20 protein-coding genes are annotated in these 21,428 nt (G+C 69.9%); 10 read left to right on the top strand and 10 right to left on the bottom strand.

Annotation, left to right across the window (positions count from 1 at the left end):
* Positions 1–15: 15 nt before the first annotated feature.
* Positions 16–1,029, top strand: coding sequence for an L-threonylcarbamoyladenylate synthase (locus ACS5RC_RS22335; protein WP_478346114.1), 1,014 nt, complete (start codon positions 16–18; stop codon positions 1,027–1,029).
* A 176-nt stretch (positions 1,030–1,205) separates the two neighbouring features.
* On the opposite strand, the gene wrbA is transcribed toward ACS5RC_RS22335, so the two are convergent.
* The 6 genes from wrbA to ACS5RC_RS22305 all read right to left on the bottom strand — a co-directional run bounded on the left by wrbA (position 1,206) and on the right by ACS5RC_RS22305 (position 8,148).
* Positions 1,206–1,802: an NAD(P)H:quinone oxidoreductase gene (gene wrbA, locus ACS5RC_RS22330; protein WP_478346113.1), complete on the bottom strand. Its 597-nt coding sequence runs from the start codon at positions 1,800–1,802 to the stop codon at positions 1,206–1,208.
* Between the two features lie 134 nt (positions 1,803–1,936).
* Positions 1,937–2,395 carry a transcription elongation factor GreA gene (gene greA / locus ACS5RC_RS22325; protein WP_478346112.1) on the bottom strand — a complete coding sequence of 153 codons (459 nt, stop codon included), beginning with the start codon at positions 2,393–2,395 and terminating at the stop codon, positions 1,937–1,939.
* A gap of 203 nt (positions 2,396–2,598) precedes the next feature.
* The gene (locus ACS5RC_RS22320; protein ID WP_478346111.1) at positions 2,599–3,210 is read right to left on the bottom strand and encodes a hypothetical protein; all 612 of its coding nucleotides are present in this window, start codon (positions 3,208–3,210) and stop codon (positions 2,599–2,601) included.
* Between the two features lie 193 nt (positions 3,211–3,403).
* Entirely contained in the window at positions 3,404–4,489 is a 1,086-nt protein-coding gene (locus ACS5RC_RS22315; RefSeq protein ID WP_478346137.1) for a cell wall hydrolase, read from the bottom strand.
* Between the two features lie 192 nt (positions 4,490–4,681).
* On the bottom strand, positions 4,682–6,811 hold the full coding sequence (locus tag ACS5RC_RS22310; protein ID WP_478346110.1) for a 3-hydroxyacyl-CoA dehydrogenase NAD-binding domain-containing protein: 2,130 nt from the start codon (positions 6,809–6,811) through the stop codon (positions 4,682–4,684).
* Positions 6,812–6,930: 119 nt separating this feature from the next.
* Positions 6,931–8,148 carry a CaiB/BaiF CoA transferase family protein gene (locus ACS5RC_RS22305; protein WP_478346109.1) on the bottom strand — a complete coding sequence of 406 codons (1,218 nt, stop codon included), beginning with the start codon at positions 8,146–8,148 and terminating at the stop codon, positions 6,931–6,933.
* 384 nt (positions 8,149–8,532) lie between these two features.
* On the opposite strand from ACS5RC_RS22305, the gene ACS5RC_RS22300 reads away from it, so the two are divergent.
* The 7 genes from ACS5RC_RS22300 (at position 8,533) to ACS5RC_RS22270 (ending at position 15,683) form a co-directional block, all read left to right on the top strand.
* Complete coding sequence (locus ACS5RC_RS22300; RefSeq protein WP_478346108.1) at positions 8,533–10,224, top strand: AMP-binding protein; 1,692 nt, start codon at positions 8,533–8,535, stop codon at positions 10,222–10,224.
* Entirely contained in the window at positions 10,221–11,405 is a 1,185-nt protein-coding gene (locus tag ACS5RC_RS22295) for an acetyl-CoA C-acyltransferase (protein ID WP_478346107.1), read from the top strand. The genes ACS5RC_RS22300 and ACS5RC_RS22295 overlap by 4 nt, the downstream gene beginning before the upstream one ends.
* 1 nt (position 11,406) lies before the next feature.
* The gene (locus ACS5RC_RS22290; protein ID WP_478346106.1) at positions 11,407–12,606 is read left to right on the top strand and encodes an acyl-CoA dehydrogenase family protein; all 1,200 of its coding nucleotides are present in this window, start codon (positions 11,407–11,409) and stop codon (positions 12,604–12,606) included.
* Positions 12,607–12,648: 42 nt separating this feature from the next.
* A complete protein-coding gene (locus tag ACS5RC_RS22285) occupies positions 12,649–13,800 on the top strand; it encodes an acyl-CoA dehydrogenase family protein (protein WP_478346105.1) in 1,152 nt (383 codons plus the stop codon).
* 136 nt (positions 13,801–13,936) lie between these two features.
* Positions 13,937–14,554 (top strand): hypothetical protein, encoded by a 618-nt coding sequence (locus ACS5RC_RS22280; protein WP_478346104.1) that lies wholly within the window; start codon positions 13,937–13,939, stop codon positions 14,552–14,554.
* Positions 14,541–14,909: a transcriptional regulator gene (locus tag ACS5RC_RS22275; protein ID WP_478346103.1), complete on the top strand. Its 369-nt coding sequence runs from the start codon at positions 14,541–14,543 to the stop codon at positions 14,907–14,909. The genes ACS5RC_RS22280 and ACS5RC_RS22275 overlap by 14 nt, the downstream gene beginning before the upstream one ends.
* A gap of 45 nt (positions 14,910–14,954) precedes the next feature.
* Positions 14,955–15,683: a di-trans,poly-cis-decaprenylcistransferase gene (locus ACS5RC_RS22270; RefSeq protein ID WP_478346136.1), complete on the top strand. Its 729-nt coding sequence runs from the start codon at positions 14,955–14,957 to the stop codon at positions 15,681–15,683.
* 18 nt (positions 15,684–15,701) lie between these two features.
* On the opposite strand, the gene ACS5RC_RS22265 is transcribed toward ACS5RC_RS22270, so the two are convergent.
* Both ACS5RC_RS22265 and ACS5RC_RS22260 read right to left on the bottom strand, forming a co-directional pair.
* A complete protein-coding gene (locus ACS5RC_RS22265; RefSeq protein ID WP_478346102.1) occupies positions 15,702–16,097 on the bottom strand; it encodes a hypothetical protein in 396 nt (131 codons plus the stop codon).
* Positions 16,098–16,106: 9 nt separating this feature from the next.
* Positions 16,107–16,754 carry a glycoside hydrolase family 73 protein gene (locus ACS5RC_RS22260; protein WP_478346101.1) on the bottom strand — a complete coding sequence of 216 codons (648 nt, stop codon included), beginning with the start codon at positions 16,752–16,754 and terminating at the stop codon, positions 16,107–16,109.
* A 279-nt stretch (positions 16,755–17,033) separates the two neighbouring features.
* Here ACS5RC_RS22260 and ACS5RC_RS22255 point away from each other — a divergent pair, with 279 nt between their 5' ends.
* Both ACS5RC_RS22255 and ACS5RC_RS22250 read left to right on the top strand, forming a co-directional pair.
* Positions 17,034–17,582: an ankyrin repeat domain-containing protein gene (locus ACS5RC_RS22255; RefSeq protein ID WP_478346100.1), complete on the top strand. Its 549-nt coding sequence runs from the start codon at positions 17,034–17,036 to the stop codon at positions 17,580–17,582.
* Positions 17,583–17,616: 34 nt separating this feature from the next.
* A complete protein-coding gene (locus tag ACS5RC_RS22250) occupies positions 17,617–19,476 on the top strand; it encodes an outer membrane protein assembly factor BamB family protein (RefSeq protein ID WP_478346099.1) in 1,860 nt (619 codons plus the stop codon).
* On the opposite strand, the gene ACS5RC_RS22245 is transcribed toward ACS5RC_RS22250, so the two are convergent.
* Positions 19,427–20,332 carry an alpha/beta hydrolase gene (locus ACS5RC_RS22245; protein ID WP_478346098.1) on the bottom strand — a complete coding sequence of 302 codons (906 nt, stop codon included), beginning with the start codon at positions 20,330–20,332 and terminating at the stop codon, positions 19,427–19,429. The genes ACS5RC_RS22250 and ACS5RC_RS22245 overlap by 50 nt on opposite strands.
* Before the next feature lie 95 nt (positions 20,333–20,427).
* On the bottom strand, positions 20,428–21,330 hold the full coding sequence (locus ACS5RC_RS22240) for a lytic transglycosylase domain-containing protein (protein ID WP_478346097.1): 903 nt from the start codon (positions 21,328–21,330) through the stop codon (positions 20,428–20,430).
* Between the last annotated feature and the right edge of the window lie 98 nt (positions 21,331–21,428).

Raw genomic sequence — 21,428 nt, 5'->3', positions numbered from 1 at the left:
GGAGATAGTTTATATATGAACGATCTCGGGTCAACGTCACGGGAGGCGACGCGTCGTCTCGACCCGGACGCGGCCGGATTGGCGGAAGCCGCCGGGATCCTGCGCCGGGGCGGGCTCGTCGCCTTCCCGACGGAGACGGTCTACGGTCTCGGCGGGGATGCGACCGATCCGGAGGCGGTGGCGCGGATCTTCGCCGCGAAGGGTCGTCCCCGCTTCAATCCGCTGATCGCCCATCTGGCGACAAGGGACGGAGCGCGTGCCGAGGGTCGGTTCGATGCAGCGGCCGAGGCGCTCGCGGAGGCGTTCTGGCCGGGCCCCCTGACGCTCGTCGTGCCGGCCCATGGGACGACGGCGGTCTGCGATCTCGCCCGGGCCGGACTCGACAGCGTGGCGCTGCGCGTGCCGGGCAACGCCCTCGCCCGCGATCTCCTTGCCGCGGTGGGCCGCCCGGTCGCCGGGCCCTCGGCGAACCGCTCGGGCCGCGTCAGCCCGACCCGTGCCGACCATGTGCTCGCCGACCTGGACGGACGCATCGCGGCCGTTCTCGACGGCGGCGAGACCGCGATCGGCGTGGAATCGACGGTGGTCGCCTGTCTGGGGGACAGCCCGCGCCTGTTGAGGCCCGGCGGCATCACCCGCGCGGACCTCGCCGGGGTTCTAGGCCGGCCCCTGGCGGAGCCGGCGAACGCCGAGAATTCGAGCGTCGATCCGGAGCGCCCGATCGGTCCGGGGCTCCTCGCCTCCCATTACGCGCCTCGCGCCCGAGTCCGGCTCGATGCGGAGCGAATCGCTCCCGGCGAGGCAGCGCTGCTGTTCGGCCCGGTTCCCCCCGCCGGCCTCGCGGATGCGCGGGCAGCGATCAACCTCAGCCCCTCCGGCGATCTGGCCGAAGCGGCCGCCCGGCTCTTCGCCGCGTTGCGCAGCCTGGACGCCTCCGGTGCGGGCTGTATCGCGGTCGCGCCGATCCCGGGGCTCGGCCTCGGCGAGGCGATCCGCGACCGCCTCGGTCGGGCCGCGGCGCCGCGGTAAATTATTTCTCGGGACGGCGGAACCGCCGGGAACCTTCCGCCCGGTGGCGCCGTTTACCGATCACGAAGGCCAGTTCAGCCCCCAATGGCCTTCATCCTTTCCAGGCTCGGAGCAATCCGAGCCTTTTTTCTTGCCTGACGGGCGGTCGAGATCCGGTCCGGCGTGCGCTCGCTCCCCTACGCGAGCTTGGCGGCGATCGTCGCCACGTGCCGCCCCTGGAAGCGTGCGCCGTCGAGTTCGACGGCGCTGGGCTGGCGCGAGCCGTCTCCATCCGCGATCGTCGTCGCGCCGTACGGGGAGCCGCCCTTGACCTCGGCGACCCCGTTCTGGCCCTGGAAGCTGTAGGGCAGGCCCACCACGACCATCCCGTGATGCAGCAGAACCGTATGGAAGCTCGTCAGCGTGGTTTCCTGGCCGCCGTGCTGCGAGGCCGTCGACGTGAAGACTGAGCCCACCTTGCCGACCAGTGCGCCGCTCGCCCAGAGGCCGCCGGTCTGATCGAGGAACTGCTTCATCTGGGCGGCCATGTTGCCGAAGCGGGTCGGCGTGCCGAAGATGATCGCATCATACGCGGCCAGCTCGTCGGGGCTGGCGATCGGTGCGGGTTGATCGAGCTTGTAGTGAAAGTTGCGGGCGACGTCCTCCGGCACAAGCTCCGGCACGCGCTTGACCACGACGTCCGCGCCGGCCTCCCGGGCGCCCTCCGCGGCAGCCTGCGCCATCTGCTCGACGTGGCCCCAGGACGAGTAATAGAGAACCAGTACCTTCGCCATCGCGGTCATCCCCAATCGTGGGCTCCGGAACGGCCGGCTGCCGCGGGGCGACAGACCGGGCCTCTCCCGTGCGCGCTGGCAATGTCCCGCGTCGCGCGGAGGTTCCCCGGTGGGCGCCGGACCCGGCCGGGCCGCTAGCGGATGCCGACGATCTCGATCTCGTGGCCGTTGACCTCGACCACGTCGCCCGCTGTCTTTCCGGTGAGCGCGCGGGCCAGGGGCGCGACGTAGGAGATCGACCCCTTGGTCGGGTCGGCCTCGTCCTCGCCGACGATGCGGAAGGTCTGCTCCTCGGAGTCGCGCAGGATCGTCACGGTCGAGCCGAAATGCACCGCGTCGCCCTCGACGGATTCGACGAGTTGGGCCGAGCCCTGCCGGGCGACCCAGTAATGCAGATCGCGCGCGACGCGGGCGCTGCCGGCCTTGTCGGCGGGATCGAGCCGGCCGGCCTCCTGCTGGAGGGTCGCGACCTGGGCCTCGATCTGCGCCAAGCCCTCGGGCGTGACGAAGTTCGGATGGGGGGAGATGGGCCGGTCGGGGAGGTCCTCGAAGGCTTCCCCGCCCTCCTTCTCACGGACGAATGCAATGCTCATGACATCGGCAATGCCGTCGCCGCCGCTGCGGTTCCGTCGGCCGGCGCCAGGACGGCACCCCGACGATCGGCATCGCCTCGTCCGGGTCCCGCGCCGGGCCGGAGAAGCGGCCGATGACCAAGCCCATACCGAGCCGCATGGGCCATGACCCGTGTGGCTCGTCAGGCCGATCGCGATGAGCCGGGCCCATCGCGCCCGGGGTGTCAGTATCCGTCGTAGACGCTGCCGGAGGACAGGCCGAGCCCGACGCCGATATCGGCCGCGCCCGCACCCGCCAAGCCCAGCGCCGTCGGGATCGATCCGATCGCACCGCCGACCCCGCCGACGATCCCGCCGCCATAGCCGCCGCCATAGCCCGGGCCGTCGAGCGGAACCCAGCCGGACCGGGCCGGGGCGACCAGAACGCGACGGCTGACGCTGGCATATTCCGGTGGAATCGTCTCCGGGATGGTGCGGCCCGGCTCGACGAGGACGCGGCGGTGCTGCACCGCGTAGCGCGGGGGCGTCTCGATCCAGCAGCCGATCAGCTCTCCGTAGGGACCGCGGCGCGTGGACCAGTGGCGCCCGCCGGGCGAGACCAGGACGCGCTCGCTCACCGTGTCGAAGACCGGCGGGACGGAGCGGTAGACGGTGCGCGGCGGACGCACGAGCACGTTCTCCTGCACGGTATCGAAGACCGGCGGGGTCGTGACCTGGCGGTAGCAGGCGGTGCCGTAGCAGCCGCCGGCCAGGGCCGGGCCGGCGAAGACGAGAGCGCCCGCGAGGGCGGCTGCGAGAATCGGGGCTTGGAGGGTTCGGGCGACCGGAGCGGTCATGTCGGCTTCCTCTGGCGACGTTTGAACGGGGGCGGGAGGCGGCGCGAGTCCCGCGCTGATCTCGACGTTCAAATGCGGTCCAGGTTGCCCAGCGGGCAAGCCGATTTCCGAATCAAGGTAAAATTAACCCTTGGTTTCGACTGCTTAGCAACTGCCTACTTAGGTAAATCGCATTGGCCGAAAGCTGTTCATATCAGGTCTGGCCGGGCTTGAGCGTGTAGAAAATGTGCCGGCCGATGACGTCCATCTTGTGAAGGCGCCGCGACCAGCCCGGACGCACGTAATCCGCGTGGTAATGCGTGGCGGCTCCGACTTCGCTCAGGTAGGTCCGGCCCTCGATCACCGACTGGGCGATGCGGGTCGCCGTCTGCCAGGATTCGCTGTCGGTGATGCGCAGCGACTTGCCCTCGCAGGCGAAGGAGAACTGGCAGCCCATGTAATGGTGCCGGTTCTGGTAGACGACCCCGCAGACGTTGGCCGGGTAGAGGCCGCTCTTGACGCGGTTGAGCACCACCTGGGCGACCGCGGCCTGCCCGGCCTCCGGCTCGCTGCGGGCCTCGAAATAGACGGCTTCCGCCAGGCAGCGCTGCTCGCGATTCATCGCCTCGGGATCGATCAGGTCGGCGTAGCGGTGGCGCGCCGCCTCCGGGGCGGCCGGCTCGACCCGCTCGGGACGCAGCGCCATCTCGGGCAGCGCGAGGCTCCCGGCCGCGACCTCGACCGGGATCGCGTCGGCCGGAGCGGGCGTCGTCGACGACAGGGCGACCGCGCGCGGCACCGCCGGGGTCGATCCGTCGTCGCGCCGCTCCGCCTCGTTGCTCTCCGTGATGTCGGCGCTGCCCGAGCCGGTCGAGGCGGCGCTGTCCGGCCCCGTGGTCAGGCCGAGATCCGGCACGGGCACGAAGCCGCGCTCCGGTTCGAGCTCGGGATTCCAGATCGCGGCGCCGGGCGTCAGGACGCCGCTGACGGCGCCCGTCAGATCGCTGAAGACGAGGGACGCCTCGCGGATCGTGGCGGCGCGCCGGGCGAAGCTCGCGCCCACGGCCTGGGCCGGTCCGCCCTTCCGCTCGCGCTGGACCACCGGGTAGACCCGGGCCGCCGCCTTGAGGTCGGACCGCAGCGGATCCCCGTTCGGGGCGACGGCGCCGCCGATCAGGACCGTGCCGGGCGGCAGGGCCGGGACGCTGCGCCAGTCCGGCCCCGCCATCAGGCTGGTGCCCAGGGTGCTGTCGGTGCCGGCGGTCGCCGTGAAGGACACCAGGAAGCCGAGGCCGGCCACCCAGGGGATCATGGCGGTCCCGAGCCAGCGGACGGTTCCGGGGCGTCGTCCTCGTCTCGTCTTCACGGCGGGGCTATCCGTTACGCTACCTGCCGCCGCCCACCGCACGGGAAGCGACCGTGCGGTTTTTATTGCGCCGTATAGTTGCAGGAGCGTTAAGCGGATCGCCCGACCCGGGAGGCGGGTCGGGCCCTACCCCGTCGTCGCGACGCGCGCCCCCGCGGCGGACCGGACACCGGCGCGACGATCGCGGTCGTAATCCGCGAAGGTCCGGCCCTCGCCGGCGAGCCGGTCGAGAAGGGGCGCCGGCTGGAACTCCGGGCCCTGCGCCTGTTCGAGCGCCCGCAGCCGCTCGACGATGTGGCCGAGGCCGATCCCGTCCGCCCAATGCATCGGGCCGCCGCTGTAGACCGGCCAGCCGTAGCCGGTGATCCAGACGATATCGATGTCGGAGGCCCGCAGCGCCTTGCCCTCCTCCAGGATCTTCGCGCCCTCGTTGATCATCGGATAGAGGCAGCGCTCCAGGATCTCCTCGTCCGCCACCGCGCGCTGCGCGATTGCCTGACGCTCGGCGACCTGCCGGATCACCGCCGCGACCTCGTCGGAGGGCGTGGCCCTCCGGGTCTCGTCGTAATCGTAGAAGCCGCGTCCGGTCTTCTGGCCGCGGCGATCGCGCTCGCACAGGATCTCGCGCACGGTCTCGCCCGTCGAGGTCTCGGGCGACCAGCCGAGATCGAGCCCCGCGAGATCGATCATCTGGAACGGCCCCATCGGCAGCCCGAGGCCGGTCACCACCCGGTCGACGTCCTGGGGCGTGGCGCCCTCCAGGATCAGGCGGTTGGCCTCCCTCTGGCGCTGCGCCAGCATGCGGTTGCCGATGAAGCCGTGCCCGTTGCCCGCGAGGACCGAGACCTTGCCGATTCGGCGCCCGAGCGCCATCGCGGTGGCGATGACGGCGGGGGCGGTCTTCGCCCCGCGCACGACCTCGAGCAGACGCATCACGTTGGCGGGCGAGAAGAAATGCAGCCCGAGCACCTGCTCGGGCCGCCCCGTCGCCGCCGCGATCGCATCGATGTCGAGATAGCTGGTGTTCGAGGCGAGGATCGCGCCGGGCTTGGCGACGGCGTCGAGCCGCTCGAAGATCGTGCGCTTGATCGCGAGGTCCTCGAAGGCCGCCTCGATCACGAGGTCGCAATCGGCGAGCGCCGCGAGATCGAGCCCGGGCCGCAGCAGCTCCATCCGCGCCGCGACGTCGGCCTCGGTGATGCGTCCCTTGCGGGCGGTGTTCTCGTAGTTGCGCCGGATCGTTGCGAGGCCGCGCTCCAGGGCGTCCGCGCGCGCCTCGACGATCCGCACGGGGATGCCGGCATTGAGGAAGTTCATCGCGATCCCGCCGCCCATCGTGCCGGCGCCGACGATGCCGACCATCCGCACCGGAACGAGGGGCAGGTCGGCGGGCAGGTCCGGGATCTTGGCGACCTCGCGCTCCGCGAAGAAGACGTGGCGCTGCGCGATCGACTGGGCGCCGGAGACGAGGCGCAGGAAGGTCTCGCGCTCGAAGGCGAGCCCCTCGGCGAACGGCCGGGTGCAGGCCGCCTCGACGCAGCGGATGCAGGCCTCGGGCGCCTCGAAGCCGCGGAACGCCTTGGCGTTCTCGGCGCGGAAGCGGTCGAACAGGCCGGGATCGTCGCGGCCCTCGGCGAGCCGGTCGTCGCGGTCGCGGATCCGCGGCGAGGACCGGCCCTCGGCGATCAGGCGCTCGGCGAAGGCGACGGCGTCGGACACCGGCGCGTCCTCGGCGGTGAGCGCGTCCACGAGGCCCATCGCGAGCGCGGCGGGCGCGGCGACGGGCTGGCCGGAGGTGATGATCGCGAGCGCCTTGTGCGGCCCGACCACCCGGGGCAGGCGCTGCGTGCCGCCCGCGCCCGGCACGATGCCGAGCTTCACTTCCGGCAGCCCGATCCGGGCCGAGGGCGTGGCGACGCGGTGATGGCAGGCGAGCGCCAGCTCCGTGCCGCCGCCGAGCGCCTGTCCGTGGATGGCAGCGATCACGGGCTTGCCCGAATCCTCGACCGCCGAGAGCAGGGCGTTGAGGTCGATCCCCTGCGGCGGCTTGCCGAACTCGGTGATGTCGGCGCCCCCGCTGAACAGCTTGCCGGCACCCGTCAGCACGATCGCGGCGATCTCCGGATCGGCCTCGGCCTGCGCGATCCGGTCGCGCAGCTCGCCGCGGAGCGCCGCCCCGAGGGCATTCACGGGCGGGTTCGCCAGGGTGATCACTGCGACCCGGCCCTCGCGGCGCATCTGCGTCTTGTCCGTCATGCCTGTCCGTCCTTCTCCGAATGATCCTGTCTGCCCGGCCGCTCGCCGCAGGGTGCGACCCTCGCATCGGGCGGTTTCGCGCGCGCCGGGAGGCTTGGCGCCCGCCGGCGGCTCGGCCCTCAGGCCACCACGCCGCGCTCCCTGAGGTCGGCGATCCGCGCGGCATCGATCCCGATCTCGGCGAGGACCGCCTCCGTGTCGGCGCCCAGCGTGGGCGGCAGGCGGCGGACCGGGGGCCGGCGCCCGTCGAGGCGATAGGGCGGCGCGAGCACGGGCGAGCGCGTGCCGCCCGCGTCGTCCGAGAGCATGCCGGCCTGCGCCGTCCGCGCCGAGCGGAGGGCCTCGTGCAGGCCCGCGACCTCGCCGCACGGGATGCCGGCCGCGCCCAGAGCCGCGATCAGCGCGGCGCGGGGCCGGCGACGCAGCTCCGCCTCGATCTCGGGACCGAGCCGGTCGCGCAGGCGCGAGCGGCCGAGATTGGTCGCGTAATCCGGGTCGTCGGCGAGATCGGGCCGGCCGATCACCGCGCAGAAACGCCGGTACTGGGCATTGTTGCCCACGGTGATCACCAGCGTCCCGTCCGCGGCTTCGAAGACGCCGTAGGGCACGATGGCCGGATGCGCGTTGCCGACGCGCTCCGGATCGCGCCCCAGCGCCAGCGCGCCGAGGCCCACATAGGCGGTGAGGCTCAGGCCCGAATCGTAGAGCGCCATCTCCACATGCCGCCCGCGCCCGGTTCGCGCGCGGGCGACGAGCGCGGCCAGCACCGCCTGCGCCGCGTATTGCCCGGTAAAGAGATCGACCGCGGCGACCCCGAATTTCAGCGGCGGCTCCTCGGCACGCCCGTTCAGCGCCATCAGCCCCGATTCGCCCTGCACCACGAGATCGTAGCCCGGCCGCTCGCCCTCGGGCCCGTCGCCGACATAGCCCGTCACCGAACAGTAGATCAGGCCCGGGTTTTCGGCCGCGAGCCGCTCGTAGCCGAGGCCGAGCCGGTCGGCGCCGCCGCGCTTGAAGTTCTGGATCACCACGTCGCTCGCGGCGGCCAGTTCGCGGGCGATGGCGGCGCCCTCCTCGCTCGCGAGGTCGAGACCGAGGGAGCGCTTGTTGCGGTTGACGCTGTCGAAGTAGCTCGTCCCGCCCGACGGCGTCGGCACGCCCCAGTCGCGGGTGTCGTCTCCCCGCTCGGGGTGCTCGACCTTGATCACGGCGGCGCCGAGATCGCCGAGAACCTGGGCGCACCACGGGCCGGCGAGCACCCGCGACAGGTCGAGGACCCGCACGCCCGCCAGAGGCAGGTCGGGATCGGCGTCCGGCGTCATCGCTTCCTCCGTCATCGCATTCGCTCCGCTTCGATCGAGCGGGTTGTTACATCGTCCCGGCGCGGGCCGGCGTTCCTTGGCGGGGCACCGGATCCATGCGAGCGACGGCATGCCCGTGTCATCATCGGCACCGCGTCCGGATTGTCCGGCCCGCGAACGCCCACCACGACGGGGTTACGAAAGCCGCTGCGCGGACACCGCGGTCCCGCGCCTGCTGCCCGGGGGCGAGCCGTCGCGAGCGCCCTGCAGCGGTCCCCTTGCCACGATACCGCCTTTTCCAAAACCCGGCCGGATCCGTTGACAGGCCCTCGGCGGACCACATATCCAATTTTCTAAGCCCAAGAAAGCAGCCCGATCGAGGCTCGCGGGGCGAGGTCGCACAGGGAGGCCGGCCGAGCGATGGACGACGCGCGCGACATTGCGGCGGACGCGGATGCGAGACCGGTCTGGCAGCGCAGCTTCCCGGGTTCCAGCCGGTGGGACGCGGACATCGAGACCTGCACGGTCCCGGACTTCCTGACGCGCGGTTGCGCCGCGGCGCGCGGTCCGCTTCTCGACTTCCGTGGGCGCACGATCGACTTCCCGGATTTCGCGGCCGGCGTCGCGCGCATGGCGGAGGGGCTGATCGCGGCGGGGCTGAAGCCCGGCGACACGATCGGCCTTCACCTGCCCAACACGCCGCTGCACCCGCGCGCCTTCTTCGCCGCGGCCCGCGCCGGGCTGGTCGTGGTGCATCTCTCCGGTCTCGACGCGCCGCGCGAGCTCGCCCACAAGCTCGGCACCACCCGGGCCCGCGCGGTCGTGACGACGAACCTGCCCGGCTTCCTACCCGTCGCCCTCGGCCTGCTCGACCAGGGGCTCGTCGATACGGTCTTCGTCGGTGACGACGCGGAATGGGGCCCCTCCGCCGTGGCCGAGCCCCTGCCGATCCCGCTGCGCGCGGGCGTGGTCGATCTCGCGGGTAGCGACGCGCCGCCGCCGGCCGCATGGCCCGAGCGCCGGCCCGACGACGTGATGCTGCTGCAATTCACCGGCGGGACCACCGGCCTGCCGAAGGCCGCGATGCTGACGCACCGGAACCTGACCGCCGCGGCCTCGATGTACCGGCTCTGGAGCGACGAGGGCGAGGACGACGCGATCTCCGCCCGCACCATCTGCGTGCTGCCGCTGTTCCACATCTACGCGCTGACGACGGTGCTGCTGCGCTGCGTCCGGGCCGGCAGCCAGATCCTGCTGCGCCAGCGCTTCGACCCGGCCGAGATCGTGGACGACATCCAGGTGAAGCGCGCCACCGCCTTCCCGGGCGTGCCGACCATGTGGGTGGCGCTCCTCAACCGCCCGGGCATCGAGCGGGTGGATTTCTCGTCCCTGCGCTCCTGCATGAGCGGCGGCGCGCCCCTGCCCTTCGAGGTGATGGCGCGCCTCACCGCGCTGATGGGGATCCGTCTCTCGGTCGGCTGGGGCATGACCGAGACGGCGCCGGCCGGGACACGGCTGCCCGCGCGCGCCGGCCTGCGCCCGGGCATCATCGGGATCCCGCTGGCGGGCATCGGCATGCGGATCGTCAGCCTCGACGATCCGTCCCGCCCGGTGGCGACCGGCGAGACCGGCGAGATCGCGATCCGGGGGCCCAACGTCTTCGCGGGCTATTTCGAGCAGCCGGAGGCGACCGAGGCGGCCTTCCGCGACGGCTGGTTCCTCACCGGCGATATCGGGCGCGTCGACGCGGACGGGGTGTTCGACCTCGTGGACCGGCGCAAGAACATGATCATCTCCGGGGGCTTCAACGTCTATCCGGTGCAGATCGAGGGCGCGATCTACGAGCACCCGGACGTCGCCGAGGTGATCGTGATCGGCGTGCCCGATCCCTATCGCGGGCAGGCCGCCAAGGCCTTCGTCACCCTGAAGACGGGGGCGGAGCCCTTCGACCTGGAGGCGCTGCAGGATTTCCTCGGCAGCCGCATCGGCCGCCACGAGATCCCCCGAGCCCTCGAGTTCCGCGAGGCGCTGCCCCGGAGTCCCGCGGGCAAGCTTCTGGCCAGCGTCCTCGTCGCCGAGGAGCGGGCGCGCGCACAGCAGGACCCGTCATGACAGACGCCGTCATCGTCTCCACCGCCCGCACGCCGATCGGCCGGGCGTTCCGCGGCGCCCTCAACCTCACGGGGGGTGCCGATCTCGGCGCCCACGCGATCCGCGCCGCCCTGGAGCGTGCCCGTGTCGAGCCGGCCGAGGTCGAGGAGGTCGTCCTCGGGTGCGGCTACCCGGAGAACGCCACGGGCGGCAACGTCGCCCGCCATGCGAGCCTCGTCGCCGGCATCCCGGTGCAATCGGCGGGCGTCACCGTCTCGCGCTTCTGCGCCTCCGGCCTCGAGGCGATCGCCAGCGCCGCGCGCCGGGTGATCCTCGACGGCGTGCCGGTGGCGGTGGCGGGCGGGCTCGAATCGATCAGCCTCGTGCAGCCGCGGGTGCAGCGCGAGCTGACCCGCAACGATTGGCTGGAGCGGCACCTGCCGGCGATCTACATGCCGATGATCGAGACGGCCGACATCGTGGCCGAGCGCTACGGCATCGGCCGCGAGGCGCAGGACCGCTTCGCCCTGGAGAGCCAGCGCCGCACCGCCGCCGCGCAGGCCGCCGGCCGCTTCGACGACGAGATCGTGCCGATCAGCGCGCTGCAGGCGGTGACCGACAAGGCCACGGGCGAGACCCGGACGGTGGAGACGCGGCTGTCGCGGGACGAGGGCAACCGGCCCGACACCACGCTCGACGGCTTGGCCAAGCTGAAGCCCGTGCGCGGCGCGGGCGCCTTCATCACCGCCGGCAATGCCAGCCAGCTCTCGGACGGTGCCTCGGCCTGCGTGGTGATGTCGGCGGCCGAGGCCGCCCGGCGCGGCCTGACGCCGCTCGGCCGCTTCCGTGGCTTCGCCTCGGCCGGCTGCGCGCCCGAGGAGATGGGCATCGGCCCGGTCTTCGCGGTGCCGCGCCTGCTCGAGCGCCACGGCCTCACGGTCGCGGATATCGACCTGTGGGAGCTGAACGAGGCCTTCGCCTCGCAATCGATCTATTGCCGCGACCGGCTCGGGATCGATCCCGAGCGGGTCAATGTGGATGGCGGCGCGATCAGCATCGGCCACCCCTTCGGCATGTCGGGCGCCCGCTTGGTCGGGCACGCCCTGGTGGAGGGCCGCCGCCGCGGCGCCCGCTTCGCCGTCGTCACCATGTGCGTTGCGGGCGGCCAGGGCTGCGCCGGCCTGTTCGAGATCGGAGCCTGAGATGGACCTGCGCTTCACCCCCGAGGAGGTCGCGTTCCGCGACGAGGTCCGCAGCTTCTGCCGCAGCGAGATCCCGGCCGAGATCCGCCGCAAGGTCTCGGAGGGGCGCGGCCTCTCCAAGGACGACATCGTCGCCTCGCAGCGCATCCTCAACGCCCGCGGCTGGGCCGTGCCGCACTGGCCGAAGGAATGGGGCGGCCAGGACTGGACCCCGATCCAGCGCTACATCTACACCGAGGAGCTGCTCCAGGCCGCGGTGCCCCTGCCGCAGCAGTTCAACTGCTACATGTTCGGCCCGGTGCTGGCGAATTTCGGCACCCACGCCCAGAAGGAGCGCTTCCTCGCGCGCGCCGCCAACCTCGACGATTGGTGGTGCCAGGGCTTTTCGGAGCCGGGGGCCGGCTCCGACCTCGCCTCGCTGAAGACGCGGGCCGTGCGGGACGGCGACCATTACGTCGTGGACGGGCAGAAGACCTGGACCACCCTCGGCCAGCACGCGGATTGGATCTTCTGCCTCGTGCGCACCGACATGGAGGCCAAGAAGCAGCGCGGCATCTCCTTTCTGCTGATCGACATGACGACGCCGGGCATCACCGTCCGGCCGATCATCACCCTGGAGGGCCGCCACGAGGTCAACGAGGTGTTCTTCGACGCCGTGCGTGTGCCCGTCGAGAATCTCGTCGGCGAGGAGAATCGCGGCTGGGACTACGCCAAGTTCCTGCTCGCCAACGAGCGGACCGGCATCGCCCGGATCGGACTCACCAAGGAGCGCATCCAGCGCATCAAGCGGCTGGCGCGCGAGATGCCGGCCGGGGCCGGCACGATGTGGGACGACCCGGCCTTCCGCGGGCGCGTGGCCGAGGTCGAGATCGAGCTGAAGGCCCTGGAGATCACCCAGATGCGCGTCGCGGCCAAGAAGAGCCGCGCCGATTCGGTCGAGCCCGACCCGGCCTCCTCGCTGCTGAAGATCCGCGGATCGCAGCTGCAGCAGGCCGCCACCGAGCTGCTGGTGGAACTCGCCGGCCCGTTCGCTCTCGCCGCCCCGGATCGCCGGACCACGGGCGACAACAGCCCGCCCGGGGGCTTCGACTGGGTCGATGCGGCGGCGCCGAGCTACTTCAACAACCGCAAGGTCTCGATCTACGGTGGGTCGAACGAGATCCAACACAACGTCATCGCCAAGGGCGTGCTGGGACTCTAACCCGTTCCCGCGCCTACGATCCCGCGAAGAGATACGCAGCTCATGGATTTCGACCTCAGCGAAGAGCAAACCCTCCTGCGCGACAGCGTCGAGCGGTTGCTGGCCGACGCCTACCCGTCACTTGAGCGGCGCCAAGCTCACACCCGGGCGGCGCTCGGCTTTTCGGATGAGGGTTGGGCGCGGCTCGCCGAACTCGGCATCAGCGGCCTTCCCTTCTCGGAGGACGATGGAGGCTTCGGCGGCGGACCGGTCGAGACAATGATCGTGATGGAGGCGATCGGCCGCAACCTCGCGGTCGAGCCTGTTCTCGCCAGCGGGGTGCTCGGCGCCACCGCGCTTCGGCTCGGCGCCGACACCGCCCAGCGCCAACGTCTGCTTCCGGGCGTGATCGAAGGCTCGCTGCGCCTCGCTCTGGCCCAGACAGAGCGGCAATCACGCTACGATCTGCACGACGTTAACACCACGGCGCGTCGCTCCGGCGACGCTTACATCCTCGACGGGCACAAAAGCGTGGTGCTGAACGCCGACGCGGCAGGCCTCCTGATCGTGAGCGCCCGCGTCTCCGGTGACCGCCGCGATCCCCATGGCATCGGCCTGTTCCTCGTGCCCGCGGATACCCCCGGCCTGACGATCCAGGCGTACCCCACGCAGGACGGTGGGCGCGCCGCGGAGGTCGCCCTCGTCGGAGTCCGGGTCGGCGCGGACTCCGTGCTCGGCGATCCGGCAGGCGGCCTGCCGCTTCTGAAGCGCGTGGTCGAGCACGGCATCGCGGCGCTCGCAGCCGAGGCGGTCGGCTCGATGGACGCCCTGCACAGGCTCACGGTCGATTATCTCAAGACCCGCAAGCAGTTCGGCGTCGCGGTCGGCAGCTTCCAGGCCCTGCAGCATCGGGCTGTCGACATGATGATCGCGCTGGAGCAGGCCCGCTCAATGGCGCTCTACGCCGCAATGATGGTCGACACCGCTGACCCGTCCGAGCGTGCCACTGCGCTTTCGGCGGTGAAGGTGCAGATCAACAAGGCCTGCCGCCTCGTTGGCCAGGAGGCAGTGCAACTCCACGGCGGCATCGGCATGACGATGGAATATATCGGCGCGCATCACTTCAAACGGCTCGCGATGATCGAGTACCAGCTCGGGGACACCCCTCATCACCTGCGCCGGGTCTCCGATGATGGTGGCCTGATCGCGGCCTGAACCCCCTACTCCCGAATCTCATCCTCGGGCACGGCATCCGCCAGATTGGCTCGCGCGGACAGTTCATAAGCTCTTGCCGGTTGCCCGGCGCCGGGTTACTTTGCATTGCAAAGCGCACCGCGGGTGGGGGAGGCTGATGCACGACCTCGACAGGGCCCTGGCCGACATCGTGGCGATCCGTAGCCAGATCGCGCGCGACACCGCGTTTCGCGGGCTCGGCGCTGCGACCGTCGCGGCAACGGGCTTCGTGGCGTTCGGGTTGGCTGCCGCCCAGTCACTCTGGCTCGGCGACCCGAATGCGCGCCCGTTGCTGTTCTTTTCACTCTGGATCGGCGCTGCGCTGCTGGCCTTTGGCCTCGTGGGGATCGAGACGGTGCGGCGCTCGCGCCGGCTGCATTCCGGGCTCGCCGACGCGATGATCTGGAACGCCATCGAGTTGTTCCTGCCCACGGCGGGCGCTGGCGCCTGCCTCGGTCTCGTGATCGCCCGCTTCGCTCCGGACGCGCTCTGGATGCTGCCCGGCCTCTGGCAGGTTCTGATGGGCCTCGGCCTGTTCGCCTCGGCCCGGATGCTGCCGCGGGGCGTACATGGGATCGCGGCCTGGTATCTGCTCGCCGGCCTCGCCGGCCTTGCATGCGCCAGCGGCGGTCGCGGCCTGTCACCCTGGCTGATGGGTCTGCCCTTCATGGTCGGCCAGTGCCTGCTTGCCGTCGTGCTGCACCGGGCCGGAGGAGGCCGCGATGACGATCTCTGACCGAGCCGACGGCCGCTTCTCCTATGAGGGGCTCGACCGTACGATCCACGAAAAGGCGCGCCTCAGCGTTCTGACCTCTCTGGTGGGGCACCCTAAGGGACTGCCGTTCCCCGATCTGAAGCGCCTGTGCAACCTCACGGACGGCAACCTGAGCCGACATTTGGCCGTGCTGCAGGAGGCCGACTTGGTGAGCCTCGAGAAGGGCCACACTCAGAACCGGCCGCAGACGATCTGCCGCCTGACGCCGGCCGGTCGCGCCCGATTCCTCGAATATCTCGCGGTGCTGGAGCAGGTGGTGCGCGACGCGGCGAAGGCTGCCGGCCGCGCTCCCGACCTCGCTACGACCACGGTCTGACCTCCTCCCCATGCCACCGATCCCCGACCGAGCGGAGACTCTATGATGCAAAGCTTGGCCGACGCGCGACCCGGCCTGCACGCCGCGATCATCATGGACGGGAATGGGCGCTGGGCAACCCAGCGCAGCCTACCGCGCGTCGCCGGCCACCGCCGCGGCGTCGAGGCGATCCGGGTGACGGCTGAGGCCTGCCCGGACCTCGGGATCGGTACACTGACGCTCTACGCCTTCTCCAGCGACAACTGGCAACGTCCCGCGGACGAGGTCGGCGCGCTGATGCGGTTACTGCGCTCGTATCTGCGCAACGAGACCGCTCGGCTTGCCCGGACCGGAACCCGCCTGAGCGTGATCGGACGGCGCGATCGCCTCCCCGCGGGCATCCCAGAGGCAATCGAGGCCGCGGAAGCTGCGACCGCGTCGGGCAAGCGTCTGCACCTGCGCATCGCCGTCGACTACTCGGCCCGCGACGCGATCCTGGCCGCCGCCGCGCAGGCTCAGAATGCCGGCGTCTCGCGCGGCGAGTTCGGGCGCCTGATCGCGGGTGAGATGCACGGCTCCCCGGTCGATGTCGACTTGCTTATCCGCACCGGCGGCGAGAAACGGCTCTCGGACTTCATGCTCTGGGAGGCGGCCTATGCCGAGCTCCACTTCACTGAGCGGATGTGGCCTGATTTCGGGCAGGCCGACCTCGCGGAAGCCGTCGGCGAGTTCGCTCGGCGCGATCGCCGCTACGGCGGGTTGCCCGGCGTCGACAAGGTATCGGCGGCAGCCTGACGGGCCGCGACAGGTGCCCTACTCCGGTGCCGTTTGAAAATCGGTGTGGATCCCGGTCTGCGTCCGAGTAATCCGAATTGTCAGGTCGTCCATCTGATCGCGCAGAACGACGTCAGTCTTCAGCAGATCCGTCAACCGAAGATAGAGTTTGTTATATCGATATGTGTTGGGCCCCGTCTGCGGATCGTATCGCGGCGTGATCCAGATCTCGGTCGCCGAGGCATAGCTGCAGAACGCGACTTGCGAAATCTCCAGCCCGGCGAGCAGCTTGGCTGATGCGCGCGATCGCTCCCGGACCGCTGAATCTTGGACGGCATCGGGTCGGCAGGCGGGAGCCTCAGCGCTCTCGCCACAGGTGATGCTACCGAGGGCCAGCGCGGCGAAAACGCCGATATAGGTAAGGTTCGATCTCATGCTTCGCCTTTAGGGAAGGATAATCTGCGGCGATGGTCGAGACGCGTTCAGATCGGGAACCTGCCTAAGTCCCCCATTATACTTGTAGAGACTATTTTTTTTCATGATCTTGATTAAAAGCTCTGAGTAGTGCGGGTCGGTTGCGTATCCGGCTTTCTGCAGACCCTTTGCGAATGCGTCAGCATTGCCGGTCTTTGCATAATCCATGACATGCTTGTGATAGCGCTTGTTGGTTTTGATGAACTCTCCATGATCGACGAAGGAGCCAGACAAATCTTTGTAGGATCGAAAATTGGCGTCGACGATCTTGTCCTTGCCCTTGATGTGCTCCTTCGTTTTGACGGTTACGTACCCGGTTGCCTCCTTGCCGACGTCAATCGAGCCTTTGACGGTATGCGCTTTGACGCCGAAGTGATTATTGGCCTTTCCGATATGATGTTTGCCCCATCCGGATTCGAGAATAGCCTGCGCAATCGTCACGCTCGCTGGGACGCCGGTGGTCTGCTCTGAAATCTGCGCTGCGCGCGCGGCTTCAGCGATAAACTGGGCGTTCGACTGATTGTGCGCCGCGTCGATCTTCTTGTGGTGATTCTTCGGATGATGATGGCCGGCATGTGCCTGGGTCGCGGTGGATTTCTTGACCGGCTCTTTGTTCAAGTTTTCGCTGCCGCCTTCTACATTGACTTTGATGAATGATAGAAGCCTGCCTAGCCTGTCGTAAAGTGGACGACACTTCCATCGAACCATCAGGAGACTTGGACATGGAGCATGCCGAGATCTCGAAGGTGCTGTGCCTATGCGCGGTCGGAGCCGAAGCTCGGATCTGAGGTAAGTTCGACGCACTTCCGACGGACAGGTGGCCGTCGCCCAACCGCACCGGGCTCCCCTTCCGTCCGGGTTGCCCTAGTTCGAGACGCCTGACACACGGAAGCCAGAATGCCAGCCGACGAGACTCCGCTGCCCGTCCTCGACGACGCCACCCTCGCCTTCGCGGGACGGGTGTTTCAGTACGCCCGCATGGGCCATGCCGACGAATTGGCCGAGCTGTTCGGGCAGGGCTTGCCGGCGAACCTGCGCAACGACAAGGGTGACAGCCTTCTGATGCTGGCCGCCTATAACGGGCAGCCTGAGGCCGTCCGGGTCATCCTCGAGGCCGGGGGCGATCCGGAACTTGCCAACGACCGCGGCCAGACGCCACTCGCAGGTGCGACCTTCAAGGGTGAGACCGAGATCGCCCGGATGCTTCTGGACCACGGGGCTCAGGTGGACGGCGTCGGCGACGGTAGCCGAACAGCCCTCATGATCGCTGCGATGTTCGACCGGATCGAGATCCTGGAGATGCTGCTCGCCCGCGGCGCCGATCCTGAGCGGCGCGATGCCGCCGGCCAGACCGCCGCCGAGATGGCGCAGGCGATGGGAGCACAGGCCGCGCCGGGGCTTCTTGTGCAAGCTCCGCGGGGCGCTGCGCCTGTCGCGACGAGCTGAACGCAGCGCTGCAAGACCGTTCAGGAGAAACGCGATGCTCGATCATGCCCGGATGCTGCGGGGGGCATCCGCCCTGCTGGGCCTCGCGCTCGGCGTCGTCCCCTTGTGCGCCGGAGCCGCCGATCTTGCGGATGTCGGCTGGCCGATGTTCGGGCACGATACATCGAATCGCAATTTCTCAGACCTCGACGCAATCAATCGCGACACGGTCGGACGCTTACGCCCGGCCTGGATCTTTCAAAGCGGCATCACCGGGTATTTCCAGGCGCAGCCGATCGTCGTCGATGGGACACTCTACATCTCCACCACGGGTAACAGCGTTGCGGCGCTCGATGCGCACAGTGGTCGCGTACGCTGGACCTACACCCACAAGCCGCGCACCGATCAGGTCTTCGGACCACCGTCGAACCGTGGTCTCGCCGTCTCGGGAGGCCGGGTCTACGAGGCTACCATGGACGGCCGGGTGATCGCGTTGGACGCGCAGACCGGAGCGGTGGTCTGGGATCATGAGGCGGTGCGCCCCGAGGAGGGCGAGAGCGAGACCGCGTCAGGTCTTGCCCGCACGCTCGGCGGCAAACCGGTGCAGGGGTCGAGCCGGCTCGGCTTCAAGATGCCGCCGCTGGTGGCCGACGGCCTCGTCATCGTCGGCGTCACCGGCGCGGGCTATGGCCTTCACGTGGAGGATCAGGCGGGCGGTCTCGATGGCGGCGCGGTCGTCGGCATCGAGGGCGGCTACGGCCGGCGCGGTTGGCTCGCTGCCTTCGATGCGCGGACGGGCGAGGAGCGCTGGCGTTGGTACGTCACCAAGGCCGAAGGCTGGGAGGGCGGCTTCGTGCCCGAGACTGCCGACGGCATACCGCTCCATCGCGACATCGCGGCCGAGAAAGCGGCTGCGCCCGCCCATGCCGAGGCGTGGCGCGTCGGCGGAGGCTCGCTCTGGATGACGCCGGCCTACGATCCGGAACTCGGGCTGATCTATCTCGGCACCGGCAACCCGGCGCCGCAGAACTTCGGGCTCTCGCGGCCAGGGGACAACCTCTATACCATGAGCCTCGTCGCTTTGGACGTGCGGACCGGTGAGTTGCGCTGGTATTACCAGCAGGTGCCACACGATGAATGGGGCTACGATGTCGCGAGCCCACCCTTCCTGCTCGATTACCGGACACCGGACGGGCGCAGCGTCAAGGCCGTAGCCTCAGCGTCAAAGACCGGCTGGATCTACGTCCACGATCGGTCGACGGGGGCGCTGCTCGCCCGCTCCGAGGCGCTCGTCGAGCAGAAGAACCTGTTCCGGCCACCGACTCCGGGAGGCACGGTCGTGAGCCCTGGCCCCCTCGGCGCGGTCTCCTGGCCCCCGACCGCCTACGATGCAGCCAGCGGGATGGCCTACCTTCAGGTGCGGCACGGAGCGACGACCTACACGGTGAAGACGGTGCCGGGCGCCCCTGGCCGACCCGAGATCCGTTACACCGAAACCGGCGAAGCGCGCGGCGAACCGAGCTACAGCACGCTCACCGCGGTAGACGTCGCCAATGGCGGACGGATCGCATGGTCCCGGCGCGCTGACAGCCGGCTCGCCGGCGGCACGCTCGCCACAGCAGGCGGCCTCGTCTTCTCCGGCGAGGAGGACGGCAACCTTGATGCGCACGATGCCCGGACCGGTGAACGGCTCTGGCGCTTCCAGTGCGGTGCCGGGATCAGCGGCCCGACGATCACCTACAGGCTCGACGGGCGCCAGTACCTCGCGGTAGCCGCTGGCGGATCCTCCTTCACAAAAGGATCGGGCTTCGGCACAGGCGACGCGCTGGTGGTCTTCACGCTCCCGGATGAGATTGCGGCGTCTCCTACCGCGCGCCCACCGATACCTGCTGGCGGTTCAGCGCCTGGCCCCTGAGGAAAGCGGCCATCTCGGCCAGCACCGGAGCCTTCGAGCGGAAGGTGACCGATAGGGCAAGCAGCGTGTCGCTGTGATCGAGCCCCGGATAGATACGCTCCTGAACCGGCACGTGCGCCGCCCGGAACTTGGCCGCGAGACTCGCCGTGTTGCGCGGGCGGACCACCGTGTCGGACTCTCCGCTCGCGAGGAAGGCTGGAGGCGCGTGGGGACCGACGAAGTTGATAGGCTGGGTCGCCGGCTTGTCAGGTGCCTGTCCAAAGACCCGTATCGTGGTTTCCTGGTCGAAAGGCAGGAAATCGTAGGGGCCTGAGAGCCCGGCCACCGCTCGGATCACGCGGGGGTCGACACCCGCAGCCCGCAGATAACGCGTGTCGAGGCCGAGCATCACGGCATTGTAGGCCCCGGCCGAGTGCCCGGCCAGTACGATGCGGCGAGGGTCACCGCCGTACTCCGCGATGTTGTCGTGCACCCACGCGACCGCGCGGGCGCCGTCTTCCAGGAAGCCCGGAAACGGCGCCTCCGGGTAGAGCCGGTAATCGGGCAGCACCGTGACGAAGCCCTGCGCCGCGAGCGCTTGCCCCACAAAGGCGTAGTCGTCCTTCGTGCCGCTCTGCCAGGATCCGCCGTAGAAGAACACGAGGACCGGCGCGCGCTCGGCCCCTGCGACAGGGACGTAGACATCGAGCGTCCGGCGCGGCCCCTCGCCGAATGGATGGTCGCGCAGCACCTGTCGCCCGCCTGCGTCCCGCGGCCCGATCGCGTCGAACAAAGCGAGCGGCGAGCAGGCGACGATGCCGAGCGCGCTGAGCGCGAGACAGACCACGCTGGCGAGCGCTGTGAGGACGCGGGTCATTCGATCTCCGATTGGGACTGGCCAGCGACAGGACGGGGGCCTCGGGGCGGATTCATGACGGAAACGCGGCCGGCCCCATCGCAACGAGCCAAACCTCAGGTCCGGAGCACGATGCAGGCGCCGCCGGCTCCTCGGATCCGGGTGCATAGACCGTCAGCCGCCTGTCGGCTCTCCGCCGGAATGCGGATCCGGTAGAAGGCGCGTGTGCCGCGGTTCCGCAGGCGCGTGCCGATGATCATCGGCCGCACGTCCCCGATCACGCGCGCATAGGTCGCGCGCGCCCGCGAGAAGCTCGCGAGCGCCAGCGATTTCGAGAAGTTTCCCGCGAGCTGGATCCCCCAGGGTGCCGCCGGCCCCTCATTCGGTCCGATCGCGAAGCGGTCGCCGCGCGACGGTATGCGTAGAGCGGCCGTGGTCTGTAGGCAGGTCTGCGGCGTGTCGATGGCCGGCTCGGTTCTGGCCATCCTCTTGTCCGGCGTGGCAACCGCTGTGTCTTCGCCCTTCGGGTCCGCTTTTGGCGCGCCGCCCTCCGGGAACTCGATCGTGCCGCGGCTACCACGCCAATCCTCGGCAGGCGTGCCGGTGATCCAGAGCACGTAGGCCCGGGTCTCGGCGGGCAATCCGCCGCTGCCGGCGATCCAGTTGGTCACGCGGCCGGCGCCGCCATTATAGGCCGCCGCCGCGAGACCGAGATTGCCGAACTGGCGCTTGAGGTCGGCGAGCAACCTTGCGGCGTGAGGGATCGCCTGCTCGGGATCGAACGGATCAGTCAGGCCACGTTCGCGCGCAGTGCCGGGCATGAACTGAGCCACGCCCTGCGCACCGGCAGGACTAACGACGCCCACCCGAAAGCTACTCTCGCGCCAGATCAGGCGGGTCAGGAACGGCACCGGGATGGCTTGCGCCTTCGCCGAGCCCTCGATCAGGCGGCATAGTGCCTGTTCCACGGTTTCGCCCGTGCCATCGGTGGGCACCGCCACCGCTGCCACCGAGCGCAAGACAATCGTGCAGGCGAGCAGAGCGACGCAAAGCGTCGCGCAGGTTCTGGATGGGGATCGGATCACGCCGCGGGTTGTAGCGTGCCGCGCCGAACGAT

The organism is Methylobacterium sp. HJ2 (assembly GCF_056431005.1).
The sequence above is the reverse complement of the archived record's forward strand: the minus strand, read 5'-3'. Positions and strand labels throughout refer to the sequence as shown.